This window comes from Chitinophaga sp. CC14 (assembly GCF_048957795.1).
Lineage (GTDB): Bacteria > Bacteroidota > Bacteroidia > Chitinophagales > Chitinophagaceae > Chitinophaga > Chitinophaga ginsengisegetis.
Map to the genome: position 1 here is coordinate 582,230 of NZ_JARBFY010000005.1, position 17,285 is coordinate 599,514.

At 48.0% G+C, this 17,285-nt stretch carries 18 protein-coding genes; 8 read left to right on the top strand and 10 right to left on the bottom strand.

Annotated features, from left to right (window positions below; genetic code table 11):
• Positions 1-189 precede the first annotated feature (189 nt).
• Positions 190-1,209: a LacI family DNA-binding transcriptional regulator gene (locus PV783_RS21925; RefSeq protein WP_420989569.1), complete on the top strand. Its 1,020-nt coding sequence runs from the start codon at positions 190-192 to the stop codon at positions 1,207-1,209.
• A 9-nt stretch (positions 1,210-1,218) separates the two neighbouring features.
• On the opposite strand, the gene PV783_RS21930 is transcribed toward PV783_RS21925, so the two are convergent.
• On the bottom strand, positions 1,219-2,832 hold the full coding sequence (locus tag PV783_RS21930; protein ID WP_420989570.1) for a glycoside hydrolase 43 family protein: 1,614 nt from the start codon (positions 2,830-2,832) through the stop codon (positions 1,219-1,221).
• A gap of 194 nt (positions 2,833-3,026) precedes the next feature.
• On the opposite strand from PV783_RS21930, the gene PV783_RS21935 reads away from it, so the two are divergent.
• A complete protein-coding gene (locus PV783_RS21935) occupies positions 3,027-3,488 on the top strand; it encodes a GNAT family N-acetyltransferase (protein ID WP_420989571.1) in 462 nt (153 codons plus the stop codon).
• A gap of 66 nt (positions 3,489-3,554) precedes the next feature.
• Positions 3,555-4,022 (top strand): YMGG-like glycine zipper-containing protein, encoded by a 468-nt coding sequence (locus PV783_RS21940; protein ID WP_111579283.1) that lies wholly within the window; start codon positions 3,555-3,557, stop codon positions 4,020-4,022.
• A gap of 48 nt (positions 4,023-4,070) precedes the next feature.
• Here PV783_RS21940 and PV783_RS21945 read toward each other — a convergent pair whose 3' ends face one another.
• Positions 4,071-4,676: a TetR/AcrR family transcriptional regulator gene (locus tag PV783_RS21945; RefSeq protein ID WP_420989572.1), complete on the bottom strand. Its 606-nt coding sequence runs from the start codon at positions 4,674-4,676 to the stop codon at positions 4,071-4,073.
• 101 nt (positions 4,677-4,777) lie between these two features.
• On the opposite strand from PV783_RS21945, the gene PV783_RS21950 reads away from it, so the two are divergent.
• On the top strand, positions 4,778-5,419 hold the full coding sequence (locus tag PV783_RS21950; RefSeq protein WP_420989573.1) for a VOC family protein: 642 nt from the start codon (positions 4,778-4,780) through the stop codon (positions 5,417-5,419).
• Here the strand turns inward: PV783_RS21950 and PV783_RS21955 are convergent.
• A complete protein-coding gene (locus PV783_RS21955; RefSeq protein ID WP_420989574.1) occupies positions 5,408-5,773 on the bottom strand; it encodes a winged helix-turn-helix transcriptional regulator in 366 nt (121 codons plus the stop codon). The two genes, PV783_RS21950 and PV783_RS21955, sit on opposite strands and share 12 nt — an antisense overlap.
• 98 nt (positions 5,774-5,871) lie before the next feature.
• On the opposite strand from PV783_RS21955, the gene PV783_RS21960 reads away from it, so the two are divergent.
• A complete protein-coding gene (locus PV783_RS21960; protein WP_079472683.1) occupies positions 5,872-6,540 on the top strand; it encodes an NAD(P)H-dependent oxidoreductase in 669 nt (222 codons plus the stop codon).
• 29 nt (positions 6,541-6,569) lie between these two features.
• Here PV783_RS21960 and PV783_RS21965 read toward each other — a convergent pair whose 3' ends face one another.
• Positions 6,570-6,965, bottom strand: coding sequence for a winged helix-turn-helix transcriptional regulator (locus tag PV783_RS21965; protein WP_227024633.1), 396 nt, complete (start codon positions 6,963-6,965; stop codon positions 6,570-6,572).
• Positions 6,966-7,028: 63 nt separating this feature from the next.
• Between PV783_RS21965 and PV783_RS21970 the strand changes: the two genes are divergently transcribed.
• Together PV783_RS21970 and PV783_RS21975 are read left to right on the top strand one after the other, a co-directional pair.
• On the top strand, positions 7,029-8,072 hold the full coding sequence (locus tag PV783_RS21970) for a quinone oxidoreductase family protein (protein ID WP_420989575.1): 1,044 nt from the start codon (positions 7,029-7,031) through the stop codon (positions 8,070-8,072).
• 27 nt (positions 8,073-8,099) lie between these two features.
• Positions 8,100-9,188: a mechanosensitive ion channel family protein gene (locus PV783_RS21975; protein ID WP_420989576.1), complete on the top strand. Its 1,089-nt coding sequence runs from the start codon at positions 8,100-8,102 to the stop codon at positions 9,186-9,188.
• Here the strand turns inward: PV783_RS21975 and PV783_RS21980 are convergent.
• The 4 genes from PV783_RS21980 to PV783_RS21995 form a co-directional block, all read right to left on the bottom strand.
• Positions 9,180-9,653, bottom strand: a complete 474-nt coding sequence (locus PV783_RS21980) for a GNAT family N-acetyltransferase (protein ID WP_420989577.1) — start codon at positions 9,651-9,653, stop codon at positions 9,180-9,182. The genes PV783_RS21975 and PV783_RS21980 overlap by 9 nt on opposite strands.
• 159 nt (positions 9,654-9,812) lie before the next feature.
• The gene (locus PV783_RS21985; protein WP_420989578.1) at positions 9,813-12,437 is read right to left on the bottom strand and encodes a glycoside hydrolase family 2 protein; all 2,625 of its coding nucleotides are present in this window, start codon (positions 12,435-12,437) and stop codon (positions 9,813-9,815) included.
• Between the two features lie 164 nt (positions 12,438-12,601).
• Complete coding sequence (locus PV783_RS21990) at positions 12,602-13,042, bottom strand: SRPBCC family protein (RefSeq protein WP_420989579.1); 441 nt, start codon at positions 13,040-13,042, stop codon at positions 12,602-12,604.
• A 2-nt stretch (positions 13,043-13,044) separates the two neighbouring features.
• The gene (locus tag PV783_RS21995) at positions 13,045-14,037 is read right to left on the bottom strand and encodes a GlxA family transcriptional regulator (protein WP_336388025.1); all 993 of its coding nucleotides are present in this window, start codon (positions 14,035-14,037) and stop codon (positions 13,045-13,047) included.
• 123 nt (positions 14,038-14,160) lie between these two features.
• Between PV783_RS21995 and PV783_RS22000 the strand changes: the two genes are divergently transcribed.
• Complete coding sequence (locus PV783_RS22000; RefSeq protein WP_079472676.1) at positions 14,161-14,580, top strand: VOC family protein; 420 nt, start codon at positions 14,161-14,163, stop codon at positions 14,578-14,580.
• Positions 14,581-14,584: 4 nt separating this feature from the next.
• Here PV783_RS22000 and PV783_RS22005 read toward each other — a convergent pair whose 3' ends face one another.
• Positions 14,585-15,061 (bottom strand): VOC family protein, encoded by a 477-nt coding sequence (locus PV783_RS22005; protein ID WP_111579277.1) that lies wholly within the window; start codon positions 15,059-15,061, stop codon positions 14,585-14,587.
• A gap of 926 nt (positions 15,062-15,987) precedes the next feature.
• A complete protein-coding gene (locus tag PV783_RS22010; RefSeq protein WP_420989580.1) occupies positions 15,988-17,172 on the bottom strand; it encodes an MFS transporter in 1,185 nt (394 codons plus the stop codon).
• Positions 17,173-17,285 lie beyond the last annotated feature (113 nt).

The following is a 17,285-nucleotide window of genomic DNA, read 5'->3' on the forward strand; positions in this document are numbered from 1 at the left end:
TTGTGCTATAGTAAGCGTTAATTAACGTGGTGATTAATTGGTTGAACAGGAGTTCTTTCTTCCGTATTGTGCTGTTACAAGTCTACAGAACTATTTGTTAATGGTGAAGTTTATTTACGCAATCGTTCCCGGAAAAATCAGTACTTTCACCATAACAAGAATACCGGAAAACATAGTCCGGAAGCCGTTATGAAGTATAGAGCAGCAACCATCAAAGATATTGCGCAGGCGCTTGGCCTGTCCACTTCCACAGTGTCGCGCGCGTTACGTGACAGCCATGAGATCAGTGCCGCTACCAAGCAACTGGTGCTGGAACATGCAGCAAGTCTGAACTATCATCCCAACCCGATTGCATTGAGTTTAAAAGAAAAGAAAAGCAGGTCGATTGGTGTGATTGTATCAGAAATTGCCAACAGTTTTTTTTCACAAACGATCAATGGTATTGAATCGGTAGCTAACGAGAAGGGCTATACGGTAATTATTTCTCAGAGTCATGAATCTTTTGAGAAAGAAGTGAGAACCTTGCAATACCTGGCTTCCAGGTCGATAGACGGGTTGCTCATTTCCGTATCCAGCGCCACGAAAGACCTCACCCATCTGAAAGCGCTGCATCAGTACGGATTCCCGATTGTATTTTTCGACAGGATTATAGAAGACATCGCCACGCATAAAGTGATGGTGGATAATTTCCAGGGCGCTTATAACGCTACCATGCACCTGCTTCAGCAGGGATACCGGCGTATTGCCTGTATTACCAACTCCGCGCATCTTTCCATTACGCGGGAACGGGTGGCAGGATATATAGCTGCGCTGGAGAAACATGGCATACAGCCACAGCCGGCGCTGATTAAATATTGTTTTCATGGCGGCATGTTGCTTCCTGAAGTAACCGATGCGGTGAACCAATTGATTAAATTAAAGACTAAACCGGATGCTATTTTTGCCACCTCAGATAAGCTCACCACGGGCTGCATGCGTGCCCTGAAAAAGGCAAAGGTGGCTATTCCCGGAGGAATGGCACTCACGGGTTTTTCCAATTCAGACCTGATAGAGCTGCTGCATGCGCCTATCACCGTAGTACGGCAACCCGCTTTTGAAATGGGCCAGGTAGCCACCGAATTATTGCTGCAACTGATAGAGAGCAAACGGCCCGTTAAAGAATTTGAAACAAGGGTATTGCAATCTGAGTTGCTGATACCGCCAAGGTAACCGCGGGTTTTATTCTACCCTCCACCAATCCACATCTGCCCAGCCGGCATCATTTGTTTTTACGTCGCGGCTGCAGCACAATCCCATCTTGGCACCTATCCATTTGCCGGTAGTAGCGGTAAACGGCTCACCTGCGGCCTGGAAGGTTTTTCCATCCGTGCTGTAACTGAAGCGGCAAATACCTCCTGCGCTCACTTCTACCCTGAAAAATATCTCCGTTGACGTTATCTCCGATATGGCGGTTGCTTTTTCAGGAGAGCCTTTATCTGCCTGTGTGCAGGTGAAGTACGACAGATAAATACCGTTTGCTTTTTTGCTCAGCGACAGTCCTGCGTAGTTAAGTCCCATTACCAGGAAGTTTACGCGATCCCCGTTTTGCCGTGGTTTAAAGCTGAGTTTTGTAGTAGCCTTGAATACGGGCGCCGGGAATTTCTGCAGGAGTACCTGGGGTACTTCCCAGAGGTTCCGGGCGCTATCCGGTATTTGCGCGGCAAACAGGCGCAGGCTGCCTTTTGCCACCGACGGGAATGCCCAGCCGGCAACCGGGTTGGCCTGCCATTGCCACTGTAAACCTAAAGTGGCGGCATTAAACTCATCTGATTCCTGTGGCGTGGCAACCGGGTAACCTGCGCCGGTAACCGGTTTGCGATAGGTCAGTACCGGTTCTCCTTTTCCATCATGGTCGTTGTCCGTTCCTATCACCGGCCAGTTGTCCACCCATTTCATTGGTTGCAGGTGTACTACCCTGCCGTAAGCTTCCAGGTCCTGGAAATGCAGGAACCAGTCATCCCCTTTGGGTGTTTGCACCCAGGCGCCCTGGTGCGGGCCGTTGATGGAGGTTCGTCCCTGGTCCATAACTATTTTGCTTTCGTAGGGGCCGTACACTTCTTTTGAGCGCATCACCAGCTGCCAGCCGGTGCCCACGCCGCCTGCGGGTGCAAAAATGTAATAGTAACCATTGCGTTTATAAAACTTGGGGCCTTCCAGTGTAGGGTGTTCATCGTGACCGTCAAATACCAGTACGCCTTCATCGGTAGCTTTTGTACCGGTGGCATCCAGCTTTTTCACTACGATAATACTTTTAATACCTGCGCGGCTGCCGGCGTATGCGTGGACCATATATACGTTCCCGTTATCGTCCCACAGCGGGCAGGGATCAATGAGTCCTTTGCCTGCCACCACGAGCTCTGGTGTACTCCACGGGCCGGTGATCTGTTTTGATTTCACCACGTAGATCCCGAAGTCCGGGTCCGGGTAGTAGATATAGAATTCGTTGTTGTGATAGCGTATGGCCGGCGCCCAAACACCGTTGCCATGTTGTGGTGCGGAAAAGTGATCATAAGGAGGCTGGCGTAATAATGCGTGCCCGATGATGCGCCAGTTCACGAGGTCGCGGGAATGCAGGATGGGCAGGCCGGGGATGGCGTCAAAACTGGAAGCAACCATGTAATAGTCGTCCCCTACACGGATCGCATCCGGATCGGAATAGTCGGCGTACAGCACCGGGTTTTTATACGTGCCATCACCTTTATCGGAAACCCATACTTTAGAAATATCCGCGGCCGATTGTGCGATAGCGGTAGTAGTGGTTAGCAGACATAACGCACAGGTAATTATCTTCATAAAAAATTCAGATGAAATTTGTTTCATAACGTGCGTTCAAAATAACAAATGACCTGCAAAAGCAGGGTGTTATTTACGCAATCGTTCCCGGCAGGAACTGCTTCTTCCGTAAAATAAAAAAGCTAACATGAATACTCCTGTTTCAGAAAACAGAAAATAACTGATATTTGTAAGAATCAGTTACACAGAGAACCATGCAGGAAATCATTATCCGTAAAGCCACTGCGGCAGATTTGCCCACATTACTGGAATTTGAGCAGGGAGTTATCACCGCAGAACGTCCTTTTGATCCGACTTTAAAAGAAGGCATTATACATTATTACGATATAGCAGCCATGATTACTGCTTCGCATATTGAGCTGCTGGTGGCAGAAGCGGCAGGGCAGCTTATTGGCTCCGGCTACGCCCGTATAGAGGATGCAAAGCCCTATGTGAAGTTTGCACAGTATGCGTACCTGGGCTTTATGTATGTAACACCATCATGGCGGGGTAAGGGAGTAAATAAGCTGATCATAGATGGATTGAAAACATGGGCACAATCGCGCGGTATTGTAGAAATGCGGCTGGAGGTGTACAATGAAAATGAGCCCGCTATTAAGGCTTATGAGAAAACCGGCTTTAGCAAACACATGCTGGAAATGCGGCTCCCCATCTGAGTTTCCGGGATTCCTTTAAAAAATGGCACAATTTTCGACAGGAGGCGGGGTAAAGAACTTAAAACCATGAAACAGATACTCGTAGCCTTAGCTGCAGCAGTCGTTTTCTTTTCCTGCAAAAGTAACGCTGATAATGCCGCCGCTATTGAAAGTGCAAAGAAAGCCACCATTGATTCAATGAACAATGTAAGTGCCATCAAACAGCAGGTAGTGGATTCCATGAATGCGTTGAAAAGCAACCGTTCACACAGTCGTGAAAACGTAGCCGGTACTCAATATAACAATGAAACTGCTCCGGCAGTAGCCAATACAGAAGCTCCGGCGCCCGCCCCTGCAAAGAAAAAGGGCTGGAAATCGTGGAGCCATACTGCTAAAGGTGCCGTTGTAGGCGCCGGCGCAGGTGCTGTAACCGGTGCTATCGTAAACAAAGACCGCCTGAAAGGCGCTGCCATTGGTACCCTGATTGGTGCTGGTGTAGGTGCCGGTACCGGTGCTATTGTTGATCATAAGAAGAAACAATCCGCACAACAGTAACCCATAATGATGATGAAACGGCGTATCCTCACGGGTACGCCGTTTTTTTTATGCTGCTGCCAGCTTCTTTCCTTTTTCTGTGAGATAGGGATAAAATAAATCCTCCAGGAGGCGGGCATAATAATTAACTGCCTTTTTCCCTTTCAATCCCGTAGTAAGTTCGTTCGCCGAAATCCAGAAATCGCCGATGAGATAAATGCTCCGGATCAGGCTTTCCCATACTTCTTCCGGTATATCCGTTCTTACAATACCCTGCTCCCGGTAGTTTTCAAATAGCCGGAGGAACTGCCTTCTGCGGATGCTGAACCGCTGGGCATATACCTTCTTTATTTCCGGCATACGCCGGGCAATCATCACAAAATGGATGTAGATAAAACGGTACTGATAGATATGTTCCAGTATCGTGGTAATGGACTCCTGCAGGGTATGAAGCGTTGCTGCCGGCCCGTTTGCAAATACGGGCCATTCATTCAGTTCATCGATATGCCGGGCATATATCGTGTAAATGATGTCATCTGCGTTTTTAAAATAATACTGGATGTTACTGTGACTGATCCCCATTTCTTTGGCAATATGCCGGATAGTGATCACATCTATCCCCTGCTTGTTGAACAATTCCAAAGCAGTTTCCAGTATCTTTTCTTTTGTATTCATGAGATGCCCGCGCCTTTAATATCTTACGAAAATAAAAAAATTAGTACAAATGTACAAATTAAAACCGATGCTTTTGTACATTTGTACTAAAATAGACAGCAATGAAGATCAGGGAGATTATTTTAAGCACGCATAACCTTACCGCCACCACGGCATTTTATACCCAATCACTGCAATTGCCGGTGATCAGTGAAAGCAGCCGCCACATCAGCTTACAGGCCGGCAGCTCCATACTTACATTTGAACAGCAGGAAACGGCTATTGCACCGGTATACCACGTAGCATTCAATATTCCGCATAACCAGCTACCTGAAGCTATACAGTGGCTGCAAACCTTTACCACCCTGCTTCCGGTAACAGGCAGCAGTCATATCGCTGATTTCAGCAACTGGGATGCACAGGCGGTATACTTTTACGATAACAATGGGAATCTGCTGGAGTTGATTGCGCGGCATGGCCTGGAGAATGAGGCTCCGAAACTATATATCGACAGTATCAGTGAGCTGGGTGTGGTTACAACCGATCCTACCGGCTATGCGGACCGGCTCATCAGCACTTACGGACTACCCGTTTTTTCCAGGCAACCGCGCCTGGAACAGTTTACAGCACTGGGAGATGACAATGGATTACTGATCATTGTGGCAGCAGGACGAAACTGGTTTCCGACCAACGTTCCGGCGCAATACTTTCCCGCTGTTATTACCATAGAAAATAACGGTAACGCCACTACGCTATCGCTGTAGCTGCTTATCGCGGTGCTGATGCCCCCAGTCGTTCAGCTGATCCCATACAGGAATAAGACGCGCAGCAATTTCCGTGAGCCGGTACTCCACTCTCGGCGGTACTTCGGCATATACAGTCCGGGTAACGAGTCCGTCGGCTTCCAGCTCCTGCAGGTGCAGGGTAAGCATACGATCGGTGATATTGGGAATATGTTCTTTTAATTCACTGAAGCGCAGCGTTCTGTTCACCAGCTTATACAGGATAAATAATTTCCACCTCCCTGCCAGGATATCAATGGCATAGGCCACTCCGCACACACCTGAGATCTGTTCGCGGTTCAAATGATTGGTAGACGTTTCCTTGCGCTTTGCCATTACTTACATTTTTGTGTGTTGCATACAATAGGCTACAAAAATACAAATGTAACGTTCGTGGAATAATTTTGTCCGCAGTAATTTAAAAAACAACTTTTATGAAGATATTAATAGTTTATGCGCATCCGGAACCAAAGAGTATGAACGGGGCTATGTTTAACACCGCAATAACTACCTTGCAGGAAGCAGGTCATGAAGTGCAAACCTCCGACCTGTATGCCATGCAATTTAACCCAACGTCCGACCGCACAAATTTCACCAGTGTATACAACGATGCTTTTTTTAAACAACAACTGGAAGAACAACATGCCTCCCGCGTAAACGGCTTTGCAGCTGATGTTGCAGCCGAACAGGAAAAAATAGCCTGGTGCGATGTAATGATCTGGCAGTTCCCGATGTGGTGGTTCAGCATCCCCGCCATCCTCAAAGGCTGGGTAGACCGCGTATTTGCAATGGGTACGTCTTATGGAAACGGCCACATTTATGAAACCGGCATTTACACGGGAAAGAAAGCGATGCTTTCACTCACCATCGGCGGACCGGAAGATGCGTATATTAGCGGCGGGCTTCACGGCGACCTGGAAAACATACTGAAACCTATTCACCGCGGCATCTTCCAATTCACGGGCTTTTCCGTGCTGGAGCCACAGGTAATACATGGCCCTGCGAGGATGTCACCGGAAGAACGCGCACTGGCATTAGAAAAATGGACCGAGAGGTTAACACAGATAGCGGAAGAAGCCGCCATTGAATTGACCGCTTATTAATATTAATTATCCGGGTACATGAATAAGCGCTATGCGGATATAGCCGACTTTACTTTTTCACGGTGACAAAGCCCCCACTCCACCAGGTTTTCCGCCACGGGGAGAATAGTTTGCCCGTATGGTGTAATGGCATACGCTACAGTGACTGGTTTGGTGGCCAACACCGTACGGGTCACCAGGAAATTGATCTCCAGCACCTTTAGTTCCTTCGACAGCATACGCGCAGAAATACCATTGATTTCCCGCAGCATTTTTTTAAAATGATTGCTTTCCTCCGTGCGGTTCGCCAGGTACCGCAGCAGCTGGAGTTTCCATTTGCCGCTGAATAGCTCAATGCTGTCGCGCATGGCGGTGAGTTCTTCCTCACAGGTAGCTTCCCGTATCTGTCCTTTGATGTTGATTGTTGCCATATAGGTTCTCCTCATGTAACCGGTTACCTCCGGTTTACCTATAGCAAAGATAACCCAACATCGTAATAGTTTTGTGGGATGAAACAACAGATGCAGGCGATTATATTAAACGATTTCGGCGGCGTGGAAAACTTTTCCATGACCACCATGCCCATACCGGAACCGGGCGATGACGGCGTGCTGGTGCAGATTGCAGCGGCAGCCTTTAACCCCATCGACTACCAGATCAGGCAGGGCGCTACAGAGCGCAAGCGTATGCACTCACCAGTGCTGGGCCGTGAATTTTCGGGAGTGGTTGTGAAAACAGGCAAAGCCGTTACGCAATTCAGCCCAGGTGACGCCGTGATGGCGGCATCCGGCAGTATGGGCTCCAATGGCACTTACGCGGAATATATCAGCGTGCCCCAGGATATACTGGTGCATAAGCCGGCGGGTATTTCCTTTGCCACAGCAGCCGCTATCCCAACCGCCTCGCTTACGGCGTTGCAATGCTTAAACAGGCTTGGACTTCCGCCGGAGGCGCCTGTTTTTATCAGCGGCGCCGCCGGAGGCGTAGGACTGGTACTGGTAAAACTATTGCTGCACGCAGGTTTTACGCAACTGCTGGCCACCGCGGGCAGTGAAGAAAGTACGCAACAGCTGGTCAGCGCAGGGCTGTCTGTCTCCCAAATTATTAATTACCACCAACCCGGTTTGCTACAGGCAATACTACATCAGCAAGAAGGAAAAATGTTTGATGCGTGCATAGATCTTGTTGGCGGAACTATGTCCGAATTAAGTGCAGCGCTGCTTACTACCAACGGCATTTACCAGGATGTAACGGCGCTTACCACAGCCGCAGCCAGGGAAACGTTGTTCAACAAAGGCGCCGTGATCATGAACATTTCCAACTATGCATATTCGCTTACCGGGAATTTTAAATATTATGGAGATGGCCTCCGGCAGATAACCACATTATTGGAAACCGGCGCCCTGTTGCCTTCACCCGTATGGATCACCGGCGGGTTTAGTGTGGATACCGTACAACGTTCGCACCAACTGCTGGAACTCAACCAGAGCAAGGGCCGCAAGCTGGTGATGGCGCTGTTTTCTAATGATAAATTAATGACAACAGATATATAACGGCATCATGTTTGAGGCAAGGCGCGCATGTGGAATCAACTTATAGAAAATGCGGACCACCTGCCTAATTTCCTATGGAACCTTATACTGGCGGGCATTGCAGTTATCACCGGGTGGCTGATCAAATACCTGTTATCGATCTTCTTACGCCAATCTGTACGAACACAGCAGGATTTCTCCCTGATACACACCATCCTTTTCCGCCTGGGAAAAGCGTTCAATTATTTCCTGCCGTTGTTGCTGCTCAACATGGCGATCCCATTAATGCGGGTACGCCCCAGCTATGTGCCTGCGCTGAGTAAAGTGGCGGAAATAGCGCTCACGCTCTCTTTTGCGGCGTTGGTGATCGGCGCTATCAAGGTGCTGGAAGATTATGTATATCATACCTACGACCTGAAGAAGACCAATAACCTGAAGGAGCGTAAAATACGTACGCAGCTGCAGTTTATCCGTAAGGTGTCTATTGCGCTGATATTGATCATCACTGCCTGTATTATTTTACTGAGCTTCGACAGCATGCGGAAGCTCGGCACAGGACTCCTTACCGGTGTGGGTGTGGGCGGTATTATTATTGGCTTTGCCGCGCAGAAATCATTGGGCAACCTGCTGGCCGGCTTCCAGCTGGCATTTACACAGCCTATCCGGATAGATGATGTACTGGTAGTGGAAGGTGAATGGGGACGTGTGGAAGAAATTACCCTTACTTATGTGGTGTTGAATATCTGGGATCAGCGTAAACTGATTTTACCGATTAATTATTTTATAGAGAAACCTTTTCAGAACTGGACCCGCACCGGCTCGGAAATACTGGGCACGGCCTTCTTTTACCTGGACTATACCGTGCCGGTGGACCAGGTGAGGGCCGAGTTTGAAAGACTCCTGGATACGTCGCCGTTGTGGGACAAACGCGCAAAAGCCCTGCAGGTAACCAATACCAGCGAACGCACCATTGAAGTAAGGGCGCTGATGAGTTCCTCCAGTTCAGGCAATGCGTTTGACCTCCGGTGTTATATCCGCGAAAACCTCATTAAATACATAAGGGAGCATCACCCCGACAGTTTGCCTAAAACCAGGGCATATATTGAAAATAAGGGCGACCAGCCCTTATCAGCATAACGACTTTTCCAGCACAATCAGGTGCCGGCATTGAATACCATTTTCATAAATGGGTTCGGGGTAGTGTGTGGTGAAATAGTTTTTCCGGATGGCGGTTATTTCAAAACCCTGCCGCTGGTACAGGTACAACTGGGCAATGCTGGAGTTGCCTGTACCAATACAAAGCTTTTTAGATCCGCCTGCCCTGGCGCGTTGCGCGGCATCCTGCAGAAGGATCTTTCCCAGGCCCTTTCCCTGGTAGGCCGGGTTTACGGCGATGTTCTTAATTTCCAGTTCATCGTTATCTTTCAAAAGTACGTAGGCGGCAATTACCTGTTTCTTTTTTTCCAGCACGTATACGTCGCTGAAAGGGAGGTAACTGTTGATCATGGTTACAGATGGATCGGCCAGCAGCAACAGGTCATAGGGCATCTTCTCATTGGTGGCTAATTTCCGGATAGTTGTTTCTTCCTGCAGGGAGGTCATCGATGAATAGTTTTGTTGCTATAAATTGGAATAATAGGTATTTTCTTACGAACCGGATCCCAGGGCAACAGCTACAAACAGGTTCAGGGAACAGATTAACAAAATGAATATACAAAAAAAACAGGCATCTGTTTACACAGATGCCTGCAATATGTTTGATTATTGAACAGCGATGTACTGCCGCTTTACATTATTACCATAAATTTCTATCTGCACATCCTTGCTGGTGGCGGTAGCGCCGCCGCTGATGCTGATCGTTTTCTGTTCGCCGGGTAATACAGAAATATAATTATCGCTGTAAAATACCGGTAAGATCCTTTTCTTGTTCTGTGTATTTACCAGCGATACGCGGTTGAAAAATGCCACAGGCCCTCCTGCCGGGTTGCTGATGGTAACGTTAATACTGTCGGCTCCCGCTTTCACTGCTGTTGCCTTCACTCCTGCTGCCGGCATTTGTGCCAGCCCGGAATAATTTCCTTTGGCATCCGGCAACCAGTACAGGTTTTCATCCACCACCTGTTGATGTGCATTCAGCAAGCGTAAAGAGAAGAACAATCCCTGCTGCGCTTTTAGTTTATCCAGGAGGGGTTTCATATTCATAAACTTTTGCACGGTGGTGGGTCCTACTTCTACAAACACCTGTGTGAGCAGGCTGTCATTGCCCTGCATGTCGTATGTTTTTAATTCCAGCATCAGGTCGCGGGCGTATTGGAAGGTGTTGTTCACGGCCATCACCATTCCTTCTTCCGGATCATACATCACATGCAGCGGGGTGGCTCCTTTGCGGGTACCATACAGGCATGCGTTGGGATCGAGGTAGTAATCATACATCTGGCCGCGCAGGGCAGTCCAGGGGTTTTGCGTTTTCCAGATGATCACGCCGGTGTACCAATCCCACATGTGTGAGCTGAAGCCTTCCATTAAAGCGCGGTACTGGTCGTAGTTTACCAGCTGTGCTTTGTTGGCCCACTCTCTCAGGTCGTTTGTTTTCCCATAGGGATCTACGGCTTTGTTATAAGCGATGTACTTATGGTAATCCCATACCGCATCGGTTTTGCCGGTTTGCTGATCGGGCGGCACCAGGTTTTCCGCGGGGAGGAATCTTTCGAGTGATTCATAGTCGCCCGTACCTACCGAACCTACTTCGGAGTTAAACGGAAAGGTGCGGGTGCTCCAGAAGGTGGACAGTGGCTGAATACCGTAAGGACCGTCGCCATTGCCGCCAAGCGTGTTGTGCGACATACTGTCGGAGTTGGAGTAGTCGAAGAAATAGCGGGTACCGTCCAGTGCCGGAATAATAGAATCCTTCATGGCGGCGAACAAATCCGCCGGAGGCGTAATTTCATTTCCTCCGCACCAGAAGGCCAGCGAGGCATGGTTGCGTAACATCTTCACCTGGTCGGCTACACTTTCGAGGAACAGGGAGTGGTTGTCGGGGTATTTACGACGGGTCCACTGATCTTCTTTCTTCATGGGGTCCTGCCATCTGCCGTTACAGTCGCCCGATATCCAGAAGTCCTGGAACACGAGCAGGCCGTACTTATCGCAGGCTTCGTAGAACTCTGGCCTTTCCGTAAGGCTGCCGCCCCAGATCCGGATAAGGTTCAGGTTCATATCGCGGTGGAAGCGTACTTCTGCATCGTATCTTTCTTTTGTGAAGCGGAACAGGGCATCGGAGGTGATCCAGTTGCCGCCTTTAATAAATATCTTCTGACCGTTTACGGCAATTTCCCTGCTGCCGGTGTGTGCGTTCCAGTATGTTTGAATTTCACGAACACCAAATTCCACGTCTTCCTTATCATCCGTTTTGCCGTTGTTTACAAACTGCAATTGCAGCTGATACAGCGACTGCGGGCCGTAACCGGCGGGCCACCATAACAGCGGTTGTTTCAGCAGCAGGTCCGGCAGTTGCACAGTGGCAGTGGCATGTGGCGGCAGCGTTACTTTTTTGGTGATGTGGTTACCGGCGAGGGTATATTGCAACGTGCCGGTGATATTTCTGGCGGTAGCATTTTCCAGCTCCGCTCCTATCTGCAGGGTAGCGGGCGCCTGCGGGCCTTGCGGCTGGCGGGTGCCGGGTACACGGGTAATGATGTGCGGATCTTTAATCCTTACGGCGCCTGTTTTTTCAATGGTTACTTTATCCCATATACCGGTGTTGCGGTCGCGCATGGGTTGGATCCAGTCCCACCCTGCGGTATACTGCGGACCGTTATTTTTCGCGATGGTGCCATCGCCTCCCTGTCCGCCGTTGGGGTTACCCGGAAACTGGGGCGGGTACACGATTACAGCCAAACGGTTTTTCCCGTTTTTCGCCAGGAAGGATGTGATGTTATATGTTTGGCGGAGATAGGCGCCGTAGTGGGTAGTTTTATTGACGCGGTGGCCGTTCAGGTAAATATCGCAGCCATCATTTACAGCCCGGAGATGCAGCCATACCTGTGCGTCGCCGGTGGCCGGCTGTTCTGTAAAATCCTTTACAAACCAATAAGTGTAATGATCGCGGCCGGTGTGGTAGATATCCGGTATCTTTTCATTGTTCATGCCATACATCGGATCGGGTACCTGCTTATTATCCAAGAGCGTGGTGAGCACCGTACCTGGTACAGTGGCCGGCGTCCATCCGGAGAGGGTATATGCCGGATCTGAGAGTTGCTGACCGGTAACTTTTACGCCGGCGATATTATTGCATTGCCATCCGCTGTTGAGTTCATATTTTTCCTGCGCTGATAATCTTAAAAAAGATAAAATCAGCAGGCAGGAGATCGTTGATTTCCGAAACATAGTGCATTTTATTTTTACGGCCTGTAGTTACCTGTTACAATAACCGCAAAGATAGCACAACCGTATTCCGGATCAAAGCAGGTATTTTCTGCGCAGGATTGTTTCTCCCGGAAATAATAAAAAATCCCTTCGCCTGCTGCTGTATGGCGGGCGAAGGGAGAATATTACTGCTGCTCTGCTAATTCCTTTACTTTATCCAGCGCTATGGGCCAGGTTTTACTGAAGTAATCTTTAAAATCGTCCGCCAGGTCCATTTCCACGAGCAACTCCGTTTTGCCGTTCACGTTAGTAAGCGTATAATTTTCATATGCGCCGGCCCAGGCTTTTACTTTGTCGCTGGTGAGGTCTTCCACACCGTTATCAATTTCACCGAGGTGTTGGAACGACATAAATTCATTGGGTACTTTGTCTGCGATCCTGGCCACCATGCCGCGGTTACTGCCATCGTGGAATATTACTTTGCTTCCTTTCTCCCAGTTGGTATCTACCTGAGAGCCCTCAGCAAAAGGGGCTGTCCATTGCTGGTAGGAAGTTTCGCCCCAAAGTACGTCCCATACTTTTTCACGTGGCGCATTGATGGTCGTTTTAAATGTTGTTTTTTCCATAACTAGTCATTTACAGGGTTCATAATTTGTTTGTTGTATTTGTTCCGGTATTCCAGCGGGGTGAGTCCGGTTACCTTTTTGAACATTGTCCGGAATGTTTTTGTGTCGATATATCCCACGTCATAGATTACCTCGTTCACGTTTTTTGTGCTGGTTTCAAAGTCGCGCTTAGCGGCTTCTATTTTTATCCGCTGAATATATTCTATCACCGTGTTACCGGTCGATTTTTTGAATCTTCTTTCAAAAGATCTTCTTCCTATAGCCGACATATCAGACAGTTGTTCTACTGTGATTTTGTCCTGGTAGCTGGCTTCAATAAATTCCTGTGCTTTCCGGATTGGTTCGTCGTTATGTGCTTTTTGTCCTTCGAAAATGATGAAAGGCGACTGGCTCTGGCGGTCAATATCAATGGCATATGCTTTAGCGGTGAGGATCGCAATATCCCTGCCAGCATACTTTTCCACCAGGTAAAGGATGAGGTTGAGGTAAGAATAGGCGCCGCCGCTGGTATAGATGCGTTCTTCTTCCGTGATGATCCGGTCGTCCATCAGGTTTACATCGGGGTACATGCTTCTGAATTCCTGCGCCATTTTCCAGTGGGTAGCGCATTGCTTGCCTTTCAGGAGGCCGGTAGCTGCCAGGAAAAAAGCGCCCAGGCATAAACTGGCTACAGCAGCGCCCTGTTGATATTGCTGCCTGATCCAGGGAATAAAATCCTGGTTCATGGCCGCGGCGTTCGACTGATCCCCGTGCAGCGAAGGAATAATGATCAGGTCCGTTTTCTTTACGTCCTTTATCAGCACCTCAGGAGAGATCGTAAATAATCGGTTACGCTGGCTTACCTCGGTGGTTAATCCCACCAGCTGCACCTGGAACTTGGGCTCCCGGCCCTTTTCAGCGAGGAAGTTGTTGATGTCCGATAAAATCTGGTAGCTGCCCTCGATGTTAACTAAACTGGTATGCCCGAGAGGGACCAGGATGGAAATATGTATCATACGCTGCAATTATAATAGTTTATGCCGCAATTACCCTGAGAATTGTCGCTTTACACCCCTGTTACTTCCCGCAACCCTTGCGATTTTTGCAGTATAGTTTTCACACAAAAATCCGGTTCCACAATGACCATGATCCATACCTACCTTACTTTTAACGGTAACTGCCGGGAAGCAATGACTTTCTACAAAGAATGCCTGGGTGGAGAGCTGATGCTTCAAACCATCGGGGAATCGCCTGTTTCGGCAGAAATACCCGCTTTTATGAAACCGTTCATTTTACATTCCAGTCTTACCAAAGGCAGCCTGGTACTCACTGCGTCCGACATGGTGCCTGAAGCGGGACTTACTGCCGGCAATACCGTTTCTTTATTACTGAACTGCAACAGTGAAGACGAGGCCCGTACTTTTTATGCCCGTCTTTCTGCGGATGGTATTCCTACGCATCCGCTGGAAAGTACTTTCTGGGGCGCTTTATTCGGTGGGCTTACTGATAAGTTTGGTCTTCACTGGCTCATTAATTTTGAAGGCAACAGCCGGCAATAATGCTCTATTTTCCGTTAAATGCTTTTTCAAGCGCTGCGATATCCAGTTTCACCATTTTCATCATGGCCTGCATGGCTCTGCCCGACTTTTCCTTATCAGGATCACTCAGAAATTTAGACATGATGGTGGGCGTAATCTGCCAGGACAAGCCAAATTTATCTTTCAGCCAGCCGCATTGCACTTCCTTTCCTCCGTCTGCGGTGAGCTTCGACCAATAGTAATCTACTTCTTCCTGGTTTTCACAATATACCGTAAAAGAAATGGCTTCTGTGAACGGGAACTGCGGTCCTGCATTGATAGCCAGGAACTCCTGTCCTTCCAGGTGAAAGGTGGCGGCGAGCAGCGTACCGGCAGGAATAGGAGATCCTTCCCCGTAGTATGACTTGTCTGTTACTTTTGAATTTTTGAAGATGGATGAGTAGAAGCTGATCGCTTCTTCTGCATTCATATTAAACCATAATGATGGGGTGATCTTTTGCATAACGATAGATTGAAGTTTTACAGATTTTTCATTTCGTTACAAAGATACCCGCCGTCTTTTTCATATTGACGGTGCAAAAGCGACATTCTTTGGGGGCACTTGCGACAAAGCGGAGGTTGTCCTGGAACAGGATTAAACTGATTTTGCTGATTTGCCTGATTTTACTTTTTTGATTTTATAAAGGATTTGAGGAGATACAAGCGGGTTTTATATTTTATGCTGATTATGGAGGATTTTACTTTTTTCTTTGTGAGATATTTAAAGATAGCTTGAACAATAGACAGGCAATACTTTGCACATGCTTTGCAGATACTTTACACTTACCTTTGATGTGGAGAGAACATGGAGTTGACGTGGAGGTGATGTGGACTTGATCGGTAACATATTGTGTACCAATGCGCTATAGGGGGTTCCGGAAGATTCCTTAGGGGGGATGCATCAGAGGAACAAACTGGATATCAATGCTTTAGGTACTTTATAAAGATAAACGTAACCGGGCAAAAAACAAAATTCCGGAGTAGATTATTCATTTAAGAAAATGGTCATCTTATGAACATGGGTAATAACGTCGCAAATTTATATTTCAAGTCAAAAAAGACTTCGTTAATAATCCTGGCAGCAACGGCCCTCATTTGTTCCAGGATGCTGTTCTACGTTTTCAATGATCCTGAAGGTCCAAATCTTTTAATAGTTGTGGTATTGGCGATGGCTGTATATTTTTTTTCTTATGCGGTATATGTATTCAGCCCATCCAAAACCGGGGGTATTAAGAGACTTCTGGCGGCAATTTGTATCCAGATACTATCGGTCATTGTGCTCTATTTCTGTATGAAATGGTTTTAGGGACTTATAAAGATCAGGGGAAATCCATCTCCCCTGATCTTTTATCAAAAATCCCCAAAATAAAATCAATGTAATCAGCAAAATCAGTTTAATCCTGCTCCAAGACAATTTTCCATCGCCGGAGACGATTGCTTTTCGCGGGCGGCCAGCAATTCTTTTAGTCCCATCATAAGCAATGAGCCGGTACCGAAGAGCAGCATCACCCATGGGGCGTTGTGAATGCCCTGCGTAGTAATGATCCAGCCGCTAACGGCCGTTCCCAGGGTAACGCCCATATTGCCGAAAGAAATAGATAAGCTGGTGGCAAACCCCGGCGCTTCCGGTGCAGCAGCCACCATGTATGCCTGTGCCGTGATAAAGCAGGGCGTGTGCAGGAAACCCCATATGATAATGAGCGGCACCGACAACAGCGGGAGATAGTAAATCCCGATAGACACCAGGGTAATAGCGATGAGGGAAGCAGCCATGGTAGCGGTTACGCTTTTGCTCAGCAGTTTACCCGCCAGGAAGTTGCCGGGTACGCCGGCGGCACCAAACAACAGCAGCATTACGCCTACTTCGCCGGTGGACATATGATTTACTTTTCCAAGATAATCCGCAAAATAACTGTAGGTGGAAAACATGGCCGACACCATAAACACGTTCATGATACTACTGGCCAGGAACGCAGGTTTGGTGAGTATTTTCAGTTGCGCGCCATAAGATGGTTTTTCCCCTGCCGGCATTGATGGCAGAAAAGCAAGGATGGCAATCAGGGCCAGCGCACTCACAATAGTTTGTACTACAAACGATAATTGCCAGCTGTTATAGATCCCTGCCAGCCAGGTGGCAAACGGTATAGTCGTAACCGTTGCAAGAGCGATGCCGCTCATCACGATGGCCATCATTTTATGGGTGTGCTTTTTATCGGCCGCACCGGTAGCGGCTGCGATGGCTGTGGAAATGTACACCGGCTGCAGGAATGCCGGCAACATCCGCACCAGCAGCAGTAACCAGAAGGGAGGTGATAAAGATGATACCACTCCTGTTATAAGAAAAATAGAAATGCTGACAGCCATCAGCGTTTTACGGTTATATCCTGATAACCAGAGTGTCATCAGGGGGCCTCCCAGTGCAATCACCAATGCAAAGGCACTTAACAGGGTGCCTGCCTGATCGATAGAGATGTTGTAATATGCCGCCAGTTGCGGAAGTATACCAATTACACCGAATTCGGTGGTGATGATGCCAAGTAAACCAAGACTTCCAATATATGCGATCCTTTTCATTTGCTTTGTGGTTGAATAATGCCATGCTTTTTTGCAGATACAAAAGTGAGGGACTAGATCATATAAAGAAAATAATATGATTTATCAATCATCATAAAAATATTTATAACTTG